Source organism: Enterobacter sp. ECC_219_Taxon_10 (assembly GCF_058354905.1).
Genome location: NZ_CM178005.1, coordinates 515,317 through 534,449, shown reverse-complemented (window position 1 = coordinate 534,449; position 19,133 = coordinate 515,317). Strand labels below are relative to the sequence as shown.

The window sequence follows — 19,133 nt, the reverse complement described above, 5'->3', positions numbered from 1 at the left end:
GGGGAACGTCATGAATCAGATCCACGTCATTGCCCACACGCACTGGGATCAGGAGTGGTATTTCACCCGTCAGGACAGCATGGTACTGGCGTCATATAACTTTGCGGAAGTCATCGACACGCTGGAGCAGGACCCGGCATATAGCTGCTATCACCTTGACGGCCAGATGGCGGTGGTGGAGGACTTTCTCGCTATCAATCCCGATTATCGCGCCAGGCTGGAAACGCTGGTCAGAGACAAAAGGATCTTCGTGGGGCCATGGTATACCCAGACGGACACCTACAACGTGCATGGCGAATCCATCATCCGCAACCTCAAATACGGCATCTTCGCCGCCCGGACGCTGGGGCACGCCATGCAGGTTGGCTATCTTCCGGATACCTTCGGCCACAATGCGCAGATGCCGACGATCTTGCAGGGCTGCAATCTCGACAGCATCGTCTTCTGGCGCGGTATCGATCATGACAGGCACGCCAAAAGCAGCCAGTTCCTCTGGCGCGCGCCGTCAGGGGCGACCGTTATCGCCTGCGCGATGGCGTTCGGTTATGGCGCGGCGAAAAACATAGGGTCAGAAGCGAGCCATCTGGAGGACAAAATCTTTCCGATGGTCAATCACCTGCGTTCACGCGCCGGTATCAACGACCTGCTCCTGCCCTGCGGCGGGGATCAGGTCAGCATCGACCCGGCGCTGCCGAAAATCCTGGAGCTCGCCAGCGCACGCTCCCCAGACGAGGACCGGTACGTCCTCAGTTCGCTGGAGCGCTACGTCGACACCCTGCGCGCGCAGCGTGAGCAGTTTGAACTATGGGAAGGAGAGCTGAAATCACCGCGCTACACCCGCATTCATAAAACGATCGGCTCCGTGCGCTACGACATCAAAAAGAAAAATGATGAGGTTGAGCAGTTCCTCCTGCGACAGCTGGAGCCGACAATCGCCATGGCGCGTCATCAGGGCATCCCGGTCAACCTCTCAGTGGTCGATACCCTCTGGAAGAAGCTGTTGCGAAGCCACGCCCACGACTCCATTGGCGGTTGTAACAGTGATGCCACCAACCGCGACATCCTGCATCGGCTGGAGCAAACCGAACAGCTGTGCCACAGTCTGTGGAATCTGGTGGTGAAAACCCTGGCCGCCTGCATTCAGGACGGCGACCTGCTGATTTTCAACCCGCTGGCCGCGCAAACGCAACGCGTGGTGAAAACCACTCTCTACAGCCGCGCTGACAATATCGCGCTGACGTATCAGGGCCAGCCTATCCCCTTCGACGTCCTGAAAAGAGACGTGTTGCCCGGCGGAACGGCGATCTCCCTTACCGCTGAAGGCGAGTGTGAAACGCCCCTTCCCCCTTATTTCCGCTGGCAGGTTGCTTTGCAAACCCCGGTTCTGCCGTCGGTCGGCTACATCACGGTTAACGTGGAAGATGACCCTGCGCCGTTCCGCCAGCATGTACAGACAAAGGGAAGCGAGATAGTGAATGCGCACTATCGACTGTCGCTGGACGCCGGAACGCTAACCCTGGAAGACAAACGCAGCGGCAGGCGTATCCCCTCTCTCTTTACCCTTGAAGACTGCGCGGATGCGGGCGACAGCTACGATTTCTCGCCGCTTGCGGGCGACGTACCGACGCGCTGTTCGCATTTTACGCTCGTCGACAGCCTGAAAACGCCACTTGTTGAAAAGCTGATCGTTGAGGCCACGATGCTTCTTCCGCAGGATCTCGCAGGCCGTCAGAATACGGACCGAACGCCGCTATCCATTCGTCTGGTGTGCGAATTACGCCACGACGATCCGAACCTGTATGTCGAGAGTACGCTTGAAAACAGCCACTGCGATCACCGGCTACGTTTACTGATCGGCAGCGATATTCACACCCGTCACGCTATCGCCTCCCAGCCCTTCGCGATAATCGAGCGCGAAACGGGATGTGCCGGAGAAAACTGGCAGGAGCGCTATCGCGAGAATCCCGTGGATATCGAAACCACCGAAGGCATTATTGCCGTCGCGGAAGCGGGCAAAGCGCTGGTGGTGAATAGCCGAGGTATGAAAGAGTTTCAGATTATCGGCAGCGAACCGGCGGCGATTGCCCTGACATTGTTTAAAGCGACGGGCGTGCTCGGGCGCAACGATCTCGACTGGCGGCCAGGCCGGGCGTCCGGCATTAATAATACGGTGGTTGAAACCCCCGATGCCCAGTTGCTGAAACCGCTGCACTTTTCATTCACCGTCGCGCTGGCCGACAGCGCCGACCATCTCACGCTTCGTCGGCTGGAAAATCAGGCCGCCGGGCAGCCCTTCACCTATCAGCGGCAATCGTTGCACACGCTCGATCACCGTCTTGAGCGATTTTCGTTGCGCCTGCCCGACCGCCAGCTTCCGGCACAATTCTCACTATTGACCCTGCCGGAACCGCTCATCCTTTCTGCCCTGCCCCATGCGCAGCAGTCCCGCGGCACGATCGTCCGGGTGTTTAACGCCGGGACGCAGCCGGTTCCCGTCCCAGAAAGTCTGGCAGAGCTCCGTCAGATCAACTATCTGGAAGAGCCAGTGCAGTCGGTAACGGCGATCCCCCCTTCCGCGACCTGCGATTTTTTAATGGAGGCTTAATATGAACTTGCTTGCATTGACGCACCCCGATCTGGTTTTTATCAACCCGCCGCACCGTACGCCTGAAGCGCTGATCCGCTGGCTCGCCGAACCGCTCGCCGGGCGGAAAATCATCAGCGATCAAGAAACGTTTATCCAGAGCGTTTTACAACGCGAAAGCGAAGGCCCTACCGCGCTGGGTGAAGCGCTCGCCGTTCCGCACGGTAAAACCGAGGCGGTGCAGCAGGCGGCGTTTTGTCTGGCGCTCTTTGACGACCCGATACGCTGGCCGGGTCTGGAAGGGGATGAAGAGGTGAGAATGGTTTTTCTGCTCGCCATTCCGCCCGCAGAAGCAGGCAGTACCCATATGCAGCTGCTGACGACGCTGACCAGTTTATTGACGGAAGATCGGGTACGTGAGCAGCTTCTGGCGTCGCGCACCCGGGAAGAGGCGATGTCAGCCCTGAGTGCTAAAGAACCGCAAAAACAGGCTGCGTCCCTCGACCGCTCCCTTCTCATTCCGGTGATACTGGGCAGTATCGCTACCGCAGCCTTTATACAGGCAGGATTGAGCTGGGCCTGCGGAATGAGTTAACCGAACAGCGCTCAGCACGTACCGTGCTGAGCGCTTGTTTTTGTTGAATAATTAATCAGATTTTTCCTCTGCGTCTTTACAAAGGCTGAAGCGCCCGCCGTTTGTACTCTCGTCTTTTTACTTTGTTCTGCGTCAAATAAATCGCAAACTTGTTTGATGCAAATCACTATATGTAGCACTTAAAATGCACGCCGACCCAACATCTTGTATTTTTCGTCTACTATTCCAACAACAAGACGGCGCTGACGCTGGCCGGAACTGTGGATAACACGAGCTGGGAACGCGGGAAGTCTTTGGCCCGGCGGGGAATACGCCCGGTGAATACTTCTCCACCTCTGTGGATAACCTGTTTTCAAAAAATGGAGTGATCATGACACCGCATGTGATGAAACGTGATGGCTGTAAAGTGCCGTTTAAATCAGAGCGCATCCAGGAAGCCATTCTGCGTGCAGCTAAAGCAGCGGGAGTCGATGACGCAGATTACTGCGCCACCGTCGCAGAAGTCGTTAGCAGCCAGATGACTGAACGCAGCCAGGTCGATATCAACGAGATCCAGACCGCGGTTGAAAACCAGCTGATGGCGGGGCCTTACAAGCAGCTGGCGCGCGCCTACATTGAGTACCGCCACGATCGTGACGTGCAGCGTGAGAAGCGCGGTCGCCTGAACCAGGAGATCCGTGGCCTGGTGGAGCAGACCAACTCTGCCCTGCTCAATGAAAACGCCAACAAAGACAGCAAAGTGATCCCGACCCAGCGCGACCTGCTGGCCGGTATCGTCGCCAAACACTATGCCCGTCAGCACCTGCTGCCTCGCGATGTGGTGTCTGCGCACGAGCGCGGCGAGATCCACTATCACGATCTCGACTATTCGCCGTTCTTCCCGATGTTCAACTGCATGCTGATCGACCTGAAAGGCATGCTGACCCACGGTTTTAAAATGGGTAACGCCGAGATTGAACCGCCAAAATCCATCTCCACCGCCACCGCGGTTACGGCACAGATCATCGCCCAGGTGGCGAGCCATATTTACGGCGGGACCACCATTAACCGCATTGATGAAGTGCTGGCCCCGTTCGTAACGGCGAGCTTCAACAAGCACCGTAAAACCGCCGAAGAGTGGCAGATCCCGGACGCGGACGGCTATGCGCACTCCCGCACCGAAAAAGAGTGCTACGACGCGTTCCAGTCGCTGGAATATGAGGTGAACACGCTGCACACCGCCAACGGCCAGACGCCGTTTGTAACCTTCGGCTTTGGCCTGGGCACCAGCTGGGAATCACGCCTGATTCAACAGTCCATCCTGCGCAACCGTATTTCCGGCCTCGGCAAGAACCGCAAAACGGCGGTATTCCCGAAACTGGTGTTCGCGATTCGTGACGGCCTGAACCACAAGTTTGGCGACCCGAACTACGACATCAAACAGCTGGCGCTGGAGTGCGCGAGCAAGCGCATGTACCCGGACATCCTGAACTACGATCAGGTCGTTAAAGTGACCGGCTCGTTTAAAACGCCAATGGGCTGCCGCAGCTTCCTCGGCGTGTACGAAGATGAAAACGGCGAGCAGATCCACGACGGGCGTAACAACCTGGGCGTGATCAGCCTGAACCTGCCGCGCATCGCGCTGGAGGCCAAAGGCAATGAAGCTGAATTCTGGAAACTGCTGGATGAACGCCTGCAGCTGGCGCGTAAGGCGCTGATGACCCGTATTGCTCGCCTTGAAGGAGTGAAAGCCCGCGTCGCGCCAATCCTCTATATGGAAGGGGCCTGCGGCGTGCGCCTGAAGGCGGACGATGACGTGTCCGAGATCTTCAAAAACGGCCGCGCGTCGATTTCGCTGGGCTATATCGGCATCCACGAGACCATCAACGCACTGGCTGGCGATACGCATATGTACGACAGCGAGGCCCTGCGCGAAAAAGGCATTGCGATTGTTCAACGCCTGCGCGACGCGGTTGACCAGTGGAAAGAGGAAACCGGCTACGGATTTAGCCTCTACAGCACGCCGAGCGAGAACCTGTGCGACCGCTTCTGCCGTCTGGATACCGCCGAGTTCGGGATTGTGGAAGGCGTGACCGACAAAGGGTATTACACCAACAGCTTCCACCTCGACGTGGAGAAAAAGGTGAACCCGTACGATAAGATCGACTTCGAAGCGGCCTATCCGCCGATCGCCAGCGGCGGCTTCATCTGCTACGGCGAGTACCCGAACATTCAGCACAACCTGAAGGCGCTGGAAGACGTATGGGATTACAGCTATCAGCACGTGCCGTATTACGGGACCAACACGCCAATCGACGAGTGCTACGAGTGCGGCTTTACCGGTGAGTTCGAGTGTACGAGTAAAGGCTTCACCTGCCCGAAATGCGGCAACCACGATGCGGCCCGCGTCTCCGTGACCCGTCGCGTGTGCGGCTATCTCGGCAGCCCGGACGCGCGTCCGTTTAACGCCGGCAAGCAGGAAGAGGTGAAGCGCCGCGTGAAGCATTTGGGGAATGGGCAGATCGGGTAAGTTCTGCGCAGGGTTCTCCCCCTCACCCTACCCCTCTCCCTCAAGGGAGAGGGAACTCTTCTCCCTCTCCCTGTGGGAGAGGGCCGGGGTGAGGGCATCCGCGCGCACATTCTCTGGACATTTTCTATGCGATACCATCAATACTACCCCGTCGACATCGTCAACGGCCCCGGCACCCGCTGCACCCTGTTCGTCTCAGGCTGCGTCCACGAATGCCCCGGCTGCTACAACAAAAGCACCTGGCGTCTGAACTCCGGCATGCCGTTTACCGCTGAGATGGAAGACAAGATCGTCAACGACCTGAACGACACGCGCATTCACCGTCAGGGGATCTCACTTTCCGGCGGCGACCCCCTGCACCCGCAAAACGTGCCGGATATCCTGAAGCTGGTGAAGCGCATTCGGGCAGAGTGTACGGGAAAAGATATCTGGGTCTGGACAGGCTATAAGCTGGATGAGCTGAACGCGCAGCAAATGGAAGTGGTGGAACTGATTAACGTGCTGGTCGACGGCAAGTTCGTACAGGATTTAAAAGACCCGGCGCTGATTTGGCGCGGCAGCAGCAACCAGGTTGTGCATCATTTGCGTTGATAAAAGGCGGATGTTATCCGTCCGCCCTTACCTCAAAACCGGCTCAAACTCTCCATTGCCACCGCCTTAAACCCGGCAAAATCTCCGCACTGGCACAGGCGCGCCATCGCCCGTTCACGCAGGAAGGTGACGAAGATATCGTAAATCGCCATCGCCTCTTCGTACTCGCTTTTGCTGATGGCGAGCAGGAAAATGACGTGCGCGGTTTCATCCCCCCACGGGATGCCCTGCGGAGCCAGAACCGTGTAGACCACCGTTTTCTGCGCCAGCAGGCCGAGGGAGTGCGGCAGCGCGATGCCGTCGCCGAGCATGGTGCTGACGATAGCCTCACGCTCCACGACCGAATCCAGAAACTCCGCGCCAACAAAACCTTCGCGTTCAAGTTGGTCACACAGCTCGCGGAACAGCGTTTGCTGGTCAACGGGCTTGTCGAGAATGCGGAAATGGGCCGCGTCGAAGTATTTCTCCAGCATCCACGGACGGGTGCGGTCCACCAGCACCAGCTTGCCGATCTGCTCTAACTGATAGTCGGTCGGGAACGGGGCGATCGTCACCACCGGTTTGGATTTTTCGCTGACGCGGGCGGTAGAGATAACAAAGTCCTCGCCGATGGCATCCGCCAGCTCGTACTCGCGCAGGGTGAGCGTGCGCGTCACCTCGATCTGCGGATACTTGCGCTGAAGCACCGCCTCGATCATGCGCACCATCGCGTTACCGGCGTCGCACACCAGCAGCACGCGCGGCTGGCGCTGGTAGCCGATGTTGTAGTGGCGCTCCAGCCCGACGCCGATATGCAGCACCAGAAAGCCAATCTCGTTTTCGCTGATCGCATACGGCGTGTATTTGCCCCAGCTCGACACCGCCGCTAGCGTCATATCCCATGCCATCGGGTAATGCTGCTTGATGTTTTCCAGCAGCGGATTGGGGATCATGATTTGATACCGCACGCGGGTGATCATGGTTTTAATGTGCGTGAGCAGATCCGCGTGCAGCTGTGCGTCGCTGAGCAGGTTGTAGTTATAGTGGGTGTTGATGTAGCGCAGGATGTAGTTGACCAGCGCCTCGTCGTCGTCGGCGTTAATCGCGCTTGGGGCGATCTCCTGAATCTGCCGCGCCGCAATGTGCACGCACAGCCAGCTCTCTTCGGACGGCGACAGCGCTTTGCCCGCCAGCTCCTGAATGACCACCGCGATATCCTTCGCCGCCTCGCGCACGTTCTCTTCCACGTCTTCCGCATGAAATTCCGGCAGCGGAAAGCCTTCGCTGATACGACGCACCGACACCGCACAGTACAGACGCAGGAACAGCTCGCCTTCGTCAGTCAGGCGGATGTGGTGCCGGGTAAGCGCGTCGTGCAGCACGGCTACCATCTGCTCCGGTACCCCGGCGTTGAGCGCGACCTCCGTCACCAGCGGGTTGAGGCTGTCCTGCTGCGCCAGCTCCCACAGGAGATCGGTGAGGCAGGCGCGCACCGACATCTCGCTGCCAAACAGCTTCATGCCGTGGCGCGGGCGGGTTTCCAGCGTCAGGTTATAGCGCTGGAACCACTCGCGCACTTCCACCATGTCGCTTTGCAGCGTGGCGCGGCTGACAAACCACTCGTCAGCCAGATCTTCAAGCTTAAGCGAAAACGCCGACGTCAGAAAACGCACCACCAGATAGTGCACGCGCTCCGCTCCCGTTCGGGGAATTCGCAGCGCGCGCGGGTGCGATGCCTGCAGCTGCTGATAGCGCTCGGCATCATCAATTTTTAGCTGGTAGCCGTTGCCCCGGCTCAGAATAAACTGCGCGCCGTGGCTTGCCAGCAGCGCGTTCAGGGCGGTGATATCGGCGCGGACGGTTCGCGTGGAGACCGACAGCCGCTGCGCCAGCTCGTCCTGTGGCAGCGTCTCGTTTTGCAACAGATCGAAAAGTTGCGCTAAACGTTGGTTCGGAAATCGCACGGGTTTGTCCTCTTACAGCTTAAGGTGAAATGACCATCTGGGATGGGCTGCCGACCGGGGTATAGTCTGGCTCGAAGCTCAGCTTGCCATCCTGCGCCACGCGGAAACGGGTAATGTTGTCGCTGCGCTGGTTCATGACGTACAGCCAGCGTCCCTGTTTATCGAGCGTCAGGGTGCGCGGGTAGTCGCCGCGCGTCCACACGTCGTCCTGATGGGTCAGCGTGCCCTCCGCTGTTACGGTAAAGTGCCCGATGCTGTTATGCAAACGGTTAGCCACATACAGCTGCTTACCGTCGGCGCTTAATGCGAGCCCGGCTGCAAAGCTGGTGCCTTTATAGCCGTCCGGCAGGGCAGAGACCGTTTTGCCCTCTTTCAGTCTGCCGCTGCTGTCCAGCGCATAATGGGTGAGCGTAGACGCCTCTTCGTTAATCAGCCACAGGGCGTCCCCCTTTGGCGTAAAGACAAAGTGGCGCGGGCCGGCGCCTTTTGAGGAGGCGCTGATAAACGGCGGATCGTTCGGCGTCAGCTTTCCGGTTCGATCGTCAAAGCGGTACTGATAGATACGATCCAGCCCCAGATCGGTAGAAAAAACATATTTCCCGCTCGGATCGGCAGCGATCATGTGCGCATGGGGGCCGTTGTGATCGCTGATGGCAAAGCTACCTTCGACAGCCGCTTCCGGCTTCGCCGCGCCCGGTTCCCCCTGATCCTGATGTTTGTCCGTAGCGTCACCCAGGCTGCCGTCCGCGTTGACGGGCAACACGGCAATCGATCCGCTGACATAGTTCGCCACCAGCAGATGCTGGCCGCTCGGCGTCAGCGACAGGTACACCGGCCCCGCACCGCCGGAAGCCACCTGATTCAGTTCGCTTAGCTCGCCGTTATCCCCCACCCGCAGCGCCTGCACCACGCCCTGCTCCACTTCGCTTGCCAGATAGAGCGTTTTGCCGTCGTGCGAGACGGTCAGCTGCGCGGCGTTCGGCAGCTTGCTCACCAGCGTTTTATTCGCCAGCGCGCCGGTTTGTGGGTCAACGGTAAAGCGGTACAGCCCTTCCCCGTTGGGGTTGTAGGTGCCCACCCAGGCGTATTGCGTCTGGGCGACAGCGGCAGTGGCGAACATTGAGAGTGAAGCAACAAGCAGGGTACGGGTGTGCATGGTGGCTCCTTCAGGTGTGTGCGGTAAGGTTTTGTTCTACTTAACCAGCTTCTTCGTCATTTCCAGCAGCGTACGCACATCTTCCGGACGCGTATCGCCGCTGGCCTTGTCGATAATCGAGCTGTAGATATGCGGGATGATTTTGCTCACGCCCGCGTCGAGGGCGATCTGCAGGATCTCCTCATAGTTTTCCAGATCGATACCTCCGGTTGGCTCCAGCCAGAAGTCGTGACGGGCGCAGGCTTCCGCCACCGCTTTGTACTCGTCACGGCACTTCAGGCCGCCCATCGGGAAGTATTTGATGGAGCTGCCGCCGAAATCTTTCAGCAGGGCAATCGCCGTTTCAACCGGCACGATGCCGTCCGGTGCTGCGCTGCTCAGCGGACCGGTGGAGATTTTTACCATGCCGACGGTGCCGGTCGGAGAGACCAGACCGTTGACCACAGACTCATTCTGCCCCAGCAGCGCGCGGCTGGTGGCCACGCCGGTAAAGACCTGGTTGACGTGCTGCGGCTGCACCTGACGGGAGATTTCACTCACCATCGCCGACTGGTTCGGATCCCCCGCGCCGAGGCCGACGGAAAGCGCGTTATCAATCAGCGCGGCATATTCACGCATATCGGCAACGGCGCTCGCCACGTCCGGGTAATTTTTGGAGAGCACGCCCACCAGCACGTGGCCTTCCGCCGCCTCGTAAATGGCGCTGGCGTTAGCCTTTGAGCCGGCCAGCACGTTCAGACAGACGCGGTCACGGTAAAAGTTGGGGGTCAGTTTCATGCGTTTTTCTCCTGTCCTAATACTTCGCTAATGCGGCGGTAGACGATGTTCAGCTGGTCAGCGCTCACGCTGCGCACGTCCGCCTCGATAATCCCTTCGTTGGCCTTGTAGCCGCGGAAGTAAATGGCGTATTCCCCCTGCTTCAGCTTCGCCACCAGGTCACCCGTGCCGACGCCCGTTGCGGCTTCGTCGAACTTAATCTCGGTGCGCGCGATATCGCGACCGGCGCTGTCCCAGACCACGCGCGCGGTCACGCCATTCAGGGTATTGAGCGCGTCGATAAACGGCGTCATCTTCGCCACCATCTCGGCCCCGCTCTCTTTGGTCGCCGTCAGGTAATGTTCGATGGCGCAGGTCAGGCCGAGGATCCCCTCTTTACCCACCTTCATCGCGCGGCCAATGCCCGCGGTCTGGCGCTTCACCCACTCAACGTACTGGGTTTTGCCGATCACCAGCCCGCTGGTTGGGCCTTCAATCGCCTTCGCGCCGCTGTAGATCACCAGATCGGCACCGGATCGGTAGTAAGCGTGCAGATCTTCTTCCGCCGCCGCATCGACGATCAGCGGGAGATCGTGCTTGCGTGCCACGACCGCCGCCTGCTCGACGCTGAGCATGCTTTTCTGCACGCAGTGGTGTGATTTGATGTAGAGGATCGCCGCGGTGCGCGGAGTGATCGCCGCCGCCAGCTGATCGGCAGAGCATTCGTTGGCGTAGCCCGCCTCCACCAGCTTGCCGCCGCCCAGCGCCACCATGGTGCCCACCGGCGCGCCAAAGTTCACGTTGTGGCCTTTCGGCAGGACGATTTCGTTATTCTCAATCGGGGTCACGTGCAAGTTTTCCAGCAGCCAGTCGCTGTCTTTCACCAGCACCGCCGCCACGGACTGGGCAATGCCCGCCGACGCGCAGGAGACCACCGTCGCGCCCTCCACGTCCAGCAGCTTCGCGATGTACTCCCCGGTTTTGTTAACCAGATCCTTCATCTCGAAATAGTGATTCATGCCGTCCATCGCCGCCTGCACCACTTCCGGGCGCGGCGTGGAGACGCCCAGCGCCGTCATGCGGCCAGAGGTGTTGATAACCTGCTTTAAATTATACTTCTCATAAATCGAAGGCATGTTCCGTGCTCCCTTGTTCGGTCATGTAGCCCTTGCCCGCGCGGATCGCGGCAAGCGGCACCAGAATGTGTTCAGCCTGCAGGCTGTCGTTTTCAGCGTCTGTCAGCACCGTTGGCTGGCGTTTAATCGTGAACAGCGTCAGGTCGGCGTCGAGACCCTGCTGGATGCGACCCTTGCGCGTCAGGCGCAGGCCGTCGGCGGCGTTGGCGGTCACGCAGTCAATCACCTGCGGCAGCGACATGCCGATGGCGAGGAATTTCGACATCACGCTCGCCAGCGAGCCCACCGGGCCGTTGATGCGGTTGCGGCAGTAGATATCCGAGCTGATGGTGTGCGGCAAAATGCCCATGGCGATGGCGCGTTTCGCCACCTCAAAGCTGAAGCTCGCCGTGCCGTGGCCGACGTCCAGACGCACCCCGCGCTTCAGGGCGGAGATGATGGAGGCGCGCAGCTCGCCGGAGGGCGTCAGAATGCGGTTTGGCTTGCCGTTGTAGCAGTGGGTGATGATGTCGCCCGAGCTCAGCAGCTCGGCAATTTCGTCGAGGTTCGGCGGGTTGTTGCCAATGTGCACCATCAGCGGCAAGTCGCCGTTCTCTTTCTGAATGGCTTTGGCGCGCTCCAGCGGCGTAATGCCGTTTTCACCGACCACGCTGCTGCTCATGCGCGCCTTCAGGCCGACGATAAAATCAGGGTGGCGCTTCAACGCCTGCTTCACCGCCTCGGCGTCAATATTCGCCATGTTGGCCAGCTCGTTCTGGGCAATCAGCCCCACGCGGGAGATGTTCAGCAGGGCAAAGACTTCTGTGGAAGCTTTGCGGGTGATGTCGTAGAAATCGTCCACGTCGTCGGCCCCGGTACTGCCCGCGTCCACCACGGTGGTAACGCCGGTGGCAATGCCCACGCTGTCCGGCTCGTCGTGGTAAATCGGGGAGTTCGGGTAGCAGTGAACGTGGGAGTCAATCCAGCCTGCGCTGACGAACACGTCGCCATTCAGCTCAACCGTTTTATGCGCAGGGGCATCAATGTCGCCCGTCGCGGCGATCTTTCCGTCCTGAATGGCGATATCGGTCAGGGTATCGTCGGCGAGGCGCGCACGGCGCAGGAGTAAATCAAACATGAGGATCTCCTGATAAGGCGGGCGCCGGAGCGCCCGCGGGTATTAAAGGGCGACCGGGAACAGCCAGCCCAACAGCATTGCGCCGAGGATGGCGCCACCGGTAATCGGCTTCTGCCAGATGTAGAACACCAGCGCGCCCAGCAGGGAACCGACGCCGATAGGAATGGAGGCGGTCATGGCGCTGAGGATAATCAACGGCCCGAGGAAGCGGCCGGAGGCGTTGCCCGCGCCCATCATCACGTCTGCACCGTAGGTAGAGTTGCTCTGGTTGATGGTGAACTTACGCGCCAGGATGATGACGTAGCCGATCGCCAGACCAATCACCAGGCCGGTAATCAGCGAGGCGATGAAGTTGGTCACCGGGAACATGATCCCCGCGCCCAGCAGCAGCGCCGGAACGCCGAGGCCCACGCCGGTCTGGATCGCACCGCCGATATCAAGAATACCGACCAGCGACCCTTCGATAATGCGGGCGAACAGGAAGCTTGCGCCGAACGCCGCCACCGCGCCGTAGACGCCGGTATCAATCCCCGCTTTCAGCATCGCCACGAAGGCCACTTCGTTAAACGCGCCGATACCGTAGAGGTAGTACATGTGCGTCCCGGCGAAAACGCCGGAGGAGAGCAGGCCAACGAAGATCGGGAACGACCAGTCGGCATACCAAAAACCTTTATTCTGTTCCATGTAGAGGCTCCTGTTATTTACCGCTGAGCGAGTTGTGGATCATATCGAGCCAGTTCGGCACGGTCAGATGGAAGGATTCGATCATCTTCATGTCGAAGCCGCGGAAGAAGCCGCTCAGCACGAAGAGCAGGACGATAGCCGCCATCATCACTTTGGTGACGTGGTTCCAGCCGCTCTCTTCCACGCCTTTACCGATCAGGATCCCCAGCACCAGGCCCGGTACGGCGTTGCCCATAATCAGCTGCGCCGCGCCGCCGAAGATGGTGGCCCAGAAGCCCGATTTTTTACCCGCGTCGATAGCCGCCAGCCAGAAGATCACCGGCATGACGGTGTTCACCAGTAGGTTCGCGGCAGGCACCAGTACCTTCACGGCGGTGACCTGAAGCGCGGCCGGAACGGAGGAGGCGGTCAGGTTCAGGAAGGTCACGACGATCATGCCGATCACGCCGCAGGCAATCGCCATTTTGCGGGGATCGTGCAGCGTTTCGCCGACGTTACGGTTTTTGATCATCAGTGCAGCAGCACCCCAGTTCGGGATGATGCGGTGGTCAACGTCCTGTGTGAAGGCGCCTGCAGCCACGGAAGAGGCCCAGGCGTTAAAGAAGAAACCTAACCCAAAGGAGAAGTGAGAAGCCGGATCCCCTTCGCAGGAGTTCAGTTCCCCCAACGTACGAAACGCGCCCATACCCTGAGTGGTAGGCGCATGAAACATGCGTGCAGCCCCGGCGCCAACACCGACGCCTACCAGGCCGCCGATGATGAGCGATTTTATTAATATAATTAAGAACATCAGTCTGCCCTTTTTATGAATAATCAGCGTTGCGTGACGAAATCCACCCGGTCGAGATTGATGGCGGTCACGTTGACGGTCACATCCAGCTCCACGCTGTAGGTGCGTCTCTCCCGGCGCAAAAAGAAGAACAGAAACGCTTCTTTACGCACCGCTTCTTGCGCCTGAACAACCTGCACATCCTGTGGCTCAATACGCAGTAAGATATGCGGTGAGGCTTTCATCACCGCGGCCTGAACGTGGTTGAGCGCGTCAGCAAAGGCGCGCGCTTTGGCGTCGCCTTTGCCCTTCACTCTCACCGTGGTTGTGAACTGTTCTTTCATGCTTATGCGCCGTATTTCTTCTGCCACGCCTGTACCAGACGCTCGCCCAGCTCTTCTTTATCCATAAAGCCGAAGCCCAGCACGTTGCAGCCTTCGTTGATGGCGGTCACGCCCTCATCCACGGAACGCATGCCGTATTTGGCTTTGTAGCCATATTTGGTTTGGGCGGTGATGGCACCCGCGCCGCCGCTACCGCAGAAGGAGATGCCGAAAGTGGCATTTTCCGCTTTCATCACGTCGCCGAGCTTCATGTCAGCCGCCATGCCCGGCACAACCACCGCGCGTCCGCCTGCTTTTTCCACACCGGCAGCCACTTTCTGACCTTTGCCCAGGCGATCGCCAATCACGACTGTAATCTGTTCCATGTGTTGCTCCTTAAAGGTTGTCTTTCGCGACTTCAAAGTGAACGGAGAGCAGCCAGGCCTCTTCATCAGGAAGATTGCCAAACTGCGCTACCACTTCACGGGCAAGTTGCATTGAATCTGGTGAAATTTCGTCAAACAGCTCTGCTTCTACCTCCGGCAGCGGCTCGCCGGTCACGGACCGGTGCGCCATTGCGCGCACGTGGGAGGTGAGCATCTGCTCCTGTACCGCATTGGGGATGATGTTGTTTCGGGCCAGCAGGGCATAAACCTGCTGCAGCATGGTGGTCGCGAGCTGTTCTGTTTGCTCCGCCTGTTCCCCAACGTCGTTCATTACCGCTCCGTTAATCACTGGTCTTACCCCGTTAATGGCTCTGGAATAAAACTAACGTTGGGGGGGAATTGTTTGTAGCGAGTTGTTTTCCACTTCGAAGTGGAAAGGCGAGCCGCAGCAGTGATCTGTGCCACATAAATGCGGTGAATCTGGATTAATAACGGTATTTGCGTGATGAATATCACGTATTCCAGCGGCAAAACGCGCGCCGGGGAAACGAAAACGTTCAGGCGTGGTGACGCAAAAATGTGATGGCGATAGGGTTTACTTATTACCGCGTAAAAAAAACGGGAGCCACTGGCCCCCGCTGGTTGTTTGTCAGATGCGCGATCGATTAACGATATTTCTTGTGATACGTGTTACGCGTCGCCACAAACTGGTCAGCCGCCGCCTGGGCTTCCTTCACTTTGCCTTCGTTAGCCAGCTTCAGCGCACCGTCGATCTGACCGACCAGCACGTCAAAGCCGTGGCGATAGTCTTTCATCTCTGCGCTGTCTGCCGCTTTGCTTTCCAGCTTTGGCGGGGTCGCTTTTTGCGCGTCCAGCGCCGCTTCACGCATTTTGGTCAGTGCGCCTTTCATTTCGGCCGCATTGTCCGTTTTCTGCACTATCTTCAGGTTTTGACTGAGGATGTCCATGTTGTCTTCGAGATCGGCAGCAAACGCAGAAGAGCCAAGAACCAGCGTTGAAGCCGCGACGATCGCTAACAGGTGTTTACGCATTGCTCACTTCCTTTTTTATTATTAAAACGCTTTTCGGGTATTACTGGCCGGCGATTTTCATTTCCGGCAGTAATACAGAACCACACTGTATATTGCTACGTGTTTCAATATCGTTACCGACCGTAACGATATTGCGCCACATGTCCTTCAGGTTGCCGGCGATGGTAATTTCGCTCACCGGATACTGAATTTCGCCGTTTTCGACCCAGAAGCCTGCCGCACCGCGCGAGTAGTCGCCGGTGATGCCGCTCACGCCCTGCCCCATCAGCTCGGTGACCACCAGACCGGTGCCCATCTCTTTTAGCATTTGCTCGAAGTTAAGGCCCTGACCGGCAATGCGCCAGTTGTGGATGCCGCCCGCGTGACCGGTGCTTTTTAGCCCCAGCTTGCGCGCGGAGTAGTTGGTCAGCAGCCACTGGGTCAGAATGCCGTCTTTAACGATATCGCGGCGTTCCGTGCGTACGCCTTCGCTGTCGAACGGCGTGGAGGCCAGCCCTTTCAGCAGGTGCGGGTGCTCTTCAATCGTCAGCCATTCCGGCAGGATCTGCTTGCCCAGCGAGTCGAGCAGGAAGGTCGATTTACGGTACACCGAGCCGCCCGCGATAGCGCCCACCAGATGGCCAAACAGGCCGGTCGCCACTTCATTGGCAAAGATCACCGGGGCCTTCATGGTGGAGAGTTTACGCGGCGACAGGCGCGACAGCGTGCGTTCGGCACACTCTTTACCCACCCACTCAGGAGACTGCAAATCCCCCAGCGCGCGGCCAATGGTGTAGGCGTAGTCGCGCTCCATGTCGCCGTTCTCTTCAGCGATGACGCAGCTGGAGAGCGAGTGGCGGGTAGAGCAGTAGCCCTGCAGCATGCCGTGGCTGTTGCCGAACACTTTGATGCCGTAGTGGCTATTGAAGCTGCCGCCTTCGGTATTGGTGATGCGCTTGTCAGCCTGCAATGACGCCTGCTCGGCGCGCGCGGCCAGTTCAATGGCTTCATCCGGCGTCACTTCCGCCGGGTGGAAAAGATCGAGATCCGGCGCGTCAAACGCCAGCAGCTCTTTATCCGCCACGCCTGCGTAAGGATCCGGAGAGGTATAGCGGGCAATATCCAGCGCCGCCTGCACCGTACGGGCAATGGCATCCGGGCTGAGATCGGTGGATGACGCGCTGCCTTTGCGATTCTGGTGATACACCGTGATCCCAAGCGCGCCATCGCTGTTAAATTCTACATTCTCCACTTCGCCATAGCGGGTGCTCACGCTAATGCCGGTGGTTTTGCTGACCGCCACTTCGGCGCCATCTGATTTACCTGAAGCGAGCGTCAGCGCGGTGGAGACGGCTTCTTCCAGAATCTTACGCTGCGCTTCAACTTGTGAGGTTACTTTCATCGCAAATGCCATACTGTAAGAGAGAGTTAAGTGAAGTCTAACAGAGAACCGTTTTTCAGTGCGCGTCTTAACTGGTAACATTAGCCTCTTTTTTTAAGGAGCCTGACATGACTAAGCAGCCCGAAGACTGGCTCGACGACGTTCCCGGTGATGACATCGAAGACGAAGATGATGAGATCATCTGGGTCAGTAAAAGTGAAATTAAACGTGACGCCGAAGAGTTAAAACAGCTTGGCGCAGAAATGGTAGAACTGGGTAAAAACGCGCTGGACAAGATCCCGCTCGACCAGGATCTGCGTGATGCCATTGAACTGGCACAGAAAATCAAAAAAGAAGGCCGTCGTCGCCAGCTTCAGCTTATCGGTAAAATGCTGCGTCAGCGCGACGTGGATCCGATCCGTCAGGCGCTGGACAAGCTGAAAAACCGCCACAACCAGCAGGTTGCGCTGTTCCATAAGCTGGAGCAGATCCGCGATCGTCTGATTGAACAGGGTGATGATGCAGTACCGGAAGTACTGAACCTGTGGCCGGATGCCGACCGCCAGCAGCTGCGTTCTTTGATCCGCAACGCGAAGAAAGAGAAAGAAGGGAATAAGCCGCCGAAGTCCGCGCGCCTGATTTTCCAGTATCTGCGCGAGCTGTCTGAGAACGGCGAGTAATCTCTTCCCCTCACCCCAGCCCTCTCCCCGGAGGGGCGAGGGAGAAAACACGGGAAAGTAGGCCCGGTAAGCGCTAGCGCCACCGGGCTTTTTTTTACTCTGCAGCCGCCGCTTCCGCTTTCTTCGCCAGACCGTCCAGCAGCTTCTGATGGATCCCACCGAACCCGCCGTTGCTCATCACCAGAATGTGATCGCCAGGCTGAGCGGCTTTCACCACCATATCCGCGAGCACATCCACGTCCGCACTCCAGTGCGCAGGCTGAATGCAGGCATCCGCCACTTCAGCCACCTGCCACGGAATATGCTGCGGCTGCAGCAGGAAGACTTCGTCGGCACGTCCCAGGGACGGTGCGAGGTCGTCTTTGCAAATGCCCATTTTCATGGTGTTTGAGCGCGGTTCCAGCACCGCCAGAATGCGCGCGGTACCGCCAACCTTGCCGCGTAACGCGGCAAGCGTCGCCAGAATGGCGGTCGGGTGGTGCGCGAAATCGTCATAGACCGTCACGCCATTCGCTTCGCCGCGCAGTTCCAGGCGGCGGCGGGCGTTAATGAACGAGCCGAGCGCATTAGCGGCATCCGCAGGCAGCACGCCCACGTGGCGCGCCGCAGCAATCGCCATCAGGCCGTTGTGCATGTTGTGCTCGCCCACCAGGCCCCACTTCACCTCGCCCACTTTTTCACCGTCGAGCAGCACTTCCCACTCGGAGGCATCCGCGTTGAGCTTTTTCGCCTGCCAGTGGCCCTGCTCGCCCACCAGCTCCTGCTCGCTCCAGCAGCCCATCGCCATGGTCTGCTTCAGGTTGATGTCGTTCTCCGGCAGGATGATGCGGCCCTGACCCGGAACAATGCGCACCAGATGGTGGAACTGTTTCTGAATCGCTTTCAGATCGTCAAAGATGTCCGCGTGATCGAACTCAAGGTTGTTGAGGATCAGCGTGCGCGGGCAGTAATGCACGAACTTGGAGCGCTTGTCGAAGAATGCGCAGTCGTATTCATCCGCTTCAATCACAAAGAACGGGCTGTCGCCAAGACGCGCAGAGACGTCGAAGTTACCCGGCACGCCGCCGATCACAAAGCCCGGCTTGTAGCCGCAGGCTTCGAGGATCCAGGTCGCCATGCCGGCGGTAGTGGTTTTTCCGTGGGTACCGGCCACGGCAACTACCCAGCGGTCGCGCAGCACGAAGTCATGCAGCCACTGCGGGCCGGACATGAACGGAATATTGCGTTCCAGCACCGCTTCAACGCACGGGTTACCGCGGGTCATGGCGTTGCCAATAATGACCAGATCCGGCTCGGGATCCAGCTGGCTGGCATCGTAGCCCTGAATCAGCGAGATGCCCTGTTTTTCCAGAAGCGTGCTCATCGGCGGATACACATTGGCGTCCGAACCTGTCACTTCATGGCCCAGCGAGCGCGCCAGCATTGCCAGTCCGCCCATGAAAGTGCCACAAATCCCCAATATATGAATGCGCATACGTCACTATCCTTCTTC

Annotated in this window: 18 protein-coding genes; 5 read left to right on the top strand and 13 right to left on the bottom strand. The window is 58.7% G+C overall.

Annotated features, from left to right (window positions below):
* The first annotated feature begins 10 nt into the window (after positions 1-10).
* The 4 genes from AC4ICF_RS02440 to nrdG all read left to right on the top strand — a co-directional run bounded on the left by AC4ICF_RS02440 (position 11) and on the right by nrdG (position 6,279).
* Positions 11-2,605: a glycoside hydrolase family 38 N-terminal domain-containing protein gene (locus AC4ICF_RS02440; RefSeq protein WP_316379791.1), complete on the top strand. Its 2,595-nt coding sequence runs from the start codon at positions 11-13 to the stop codon at positions 2,603-2,605.
* A gap of 1 nt (position 2,606) precedes the next feature.
* Positions 2,607-3,179 carry a PTS sugar transporter subunit IIA gene (locus AC4ICF_RS02435; protein WP_116343564.1) on the top strand — a complete coding sequence of 191 codons (573 nt, stop codon included), beginning with the start codon at positions 2,607-2,609 and terminating at the stop codon, positions 3,177-3,179.
* A 370-nt stretch (positions 3,180-3,549) separates the two neighbouring features.
* Positions 3,550-5,688 carry an anaerobic ribonucleoside-triphosphate reductase gene (nrdD, locus tag AC4ICF_RS02430; RefSeq protein WP_163330705.1) on the top strand — a complete coding sequence of 713 codons (2,139 nt, stop codon included), beginning with the start codon at positions 3,550-3,552 and terminating at the stop codon, positions 5,686-5,688.
* Positions 5,689-5,814: 126 nt separating this feature from the next.
* Entirely contained in the window at positions 5,815-6,279 is a 465-nt protein-coding gene (gene nrdG / locus AC4ICF_RS02425) for an anaerobic ribonucleoside-triphosphate reductase-activating protein (protein WP_163330704.1), read from the top strand.
* 32 nt (positions 6,280-6,311) lie between these two features.
* Here nrdG and AC4ICF_RS02420 read toward each other — a convergent pair whose 3' ends face one another.
* The 12 genes from AC4ICF_RS02420 to pmbA all read right to left on the bottom strand — a co-directional run bounded on the left by AC4ICF_RS02420 (position 6,312) and on the right by pmbA (position 16,994).
* Positions 6,312-8,222, bottom strand: a complete 1,911-nt coding sequence (locus AC4ICF_RS02420; RefSeq protein ID WP_116343569.1) for a BglG family transcription antiterminator — start codon at positions 8,220-8,222, stop codon at positions 6,312-6,314.
* Between the two features lie 19 nt (positions 8,223-8,241).
* Positions 8,242-9,378, bottom strand: coding sequence for a lactonase family protein (locus tag AC4ICF_RS02415; protein ID WP_316379792.1), 1,137 nt, complete (start codon positions 9,376-9,378; stop codon positions 8,242-8,244).
* A 36-nt stretch (positions 9,379-9,414) separates the two neighbouring features.
* Positions 9,415-10,155, bottom strand: coding sequence for a 2-dehydro-3-deoxy-phosphogluconate aldolase (gene dagF, locus AC4ICF_RS02410; protein ID WP_316379793.1), 741 nt, complete (start codon positions 10,153-10,155; stop codon positions 9,415-9,417).
* Positions 10,152-11,270 (bottom strand): DgaE family pyridoxal phosphate-dependent ammonia lyase, encoded by a 1,119-nt coding sequence (locus AC4ICF_RS02405; RefSeq protein ID WP_316379794.1) that lies wholly within the window; start codon positions 11,268-11,270, stop codon positions 10,152-10,154. The genes dagF and AC4ICF_RS02405 overlap by 4 nt, the downstream gene beginning before the upstream one ends.
* Positions 11,254-12,387 (bottom strand): amidohydrolase/deacetylase family metallohydrolase, encoded by a 1,134-nt coding sequence (locus tag AC4ICF_RS02400; protein ID WP_316379795.1) that lies wholly within the window; start codon positions 12,385-12,387, stop codon positions 11,254-11,256. Before AC4ICF_RS02400 ends, AC4ICF_RS02405 begins: the two co-directional genes overlap by 17 nt.
* A gap of 42 nt (positions 12,388-12,429) precedes the next feature.
* Complete coding sequence (locus tag AC4ICF_RS02395; protein ID WP_024907276.1) at positions 12,430-13,071, bottom strand: DUF4310 family protein; 642 nt, start codon at positions 13,069-13,071, stop codon at positions 12,430-12,432.
* A gap of 13 nt (positions 13,072-13,084) precedes the next feature.
* A complete protein-coding gene (locus AC4ICF_RS02390; RefSeq protein ID WP_008501408.1) occupies positions 13,085-13,861 on the bottom strand; it encodes a DUF4311 domain-containing protein in 777 nt (258 codons plus the stop codon).
* A gap of 23 nt (positions 13,862-13,884) precedes the next feature.
* Entirely contained in the window at positions 13,885-14,184 is a 300-nt protein-coding gene (locus tag AC4ICF_RS02385) for a DUF4312 family protein (RefSeq protein WP_008501409.1), read from the bottom strand.
* Between the two features lie 2 nt (positions 14,185-14,186).
* The gene (locus AC4ICF_RS02380; protein ID WP_006810339.1) at positions 14,187-14,549 is read right to left on the bottom strand and encodes an SFCGS family glycine-rich protein; all 363 of its coding nucleotides are present in this window, start codon (positions 14,547-14,549) and stop codon (positions 14,187-14,189) included.
* Positions 14,550-14,559: 10 nt separating this feature from the next.
* A complete protein-coding gene (locus AC4ICF_RS02375; RefSeq protein ID WP_116343574.1) occupies positions 14,560-14,898 on the bottom strand; it encodes a glycine dehydrogenase in 339 nt (112 codons plus the stop codon).
* Positions 14,899-15,214: 316 nt separating this feature from the next.
* Positions 15,215-15,601, bottom strand: a complete 387-nt coding sequence (gene cybC, locus AC4ICF_RS02370; RefSeq protein ID WP_116343575.1) for a cytochrome b562 — start codon at positions 15,599-15,601, stop codon at positions 15,215-15,217.
* Positions 15,602-15,641: 40 nt separating this feature from the next.
* A complete protein-coding gene (pmbA, locus tag AC4ICF_RS02365; RefSeq protein WP_059354955.1) occupies positions 15,642-16,994 on the bottom strand; it encodes a metalloprotease PmbA in 1,353 nt (450 codons plus the stop codon).
* Between the two features lie 95 nt (positions 16,995-17,089).
* On the opposite strand from pmbA, the gene yjgA reads away from it, so the two are divergent.
* Complete coding sequence (gene yjgA / locus AC4ICF_RS02360) at positions 17,090-17,641, top strand: ribosome biogenesis factor YjgA (protein WP_116343576.1); 552 nt, start codon at positions 17,090-17,092, stop codon at positions 17,639-17,641.
* Positions 17,642-17,735: 94 nt separating this feature from the next.
* On the opposite strand, the gene mpl is transcribed toward yjgA, so the two are convergent.
* Positions 17,736-19,115: a UDP-N-acetylmuramate:L-alanyl-gamma-D-glutamyl-meso-diaminopimelate ligase gene (gene mpl, locus AC4ICF_RS02355; RefSeq protein ID WP_163330696.1), complete on the bottom strand. Its 1,380-nt coding sequence runs from the start codon at positions 19,113-19,115 to the stop codon at positions 17,736-17,738.
* Positions 19,116-19,133: the final 18 nt, after the last annotated feature.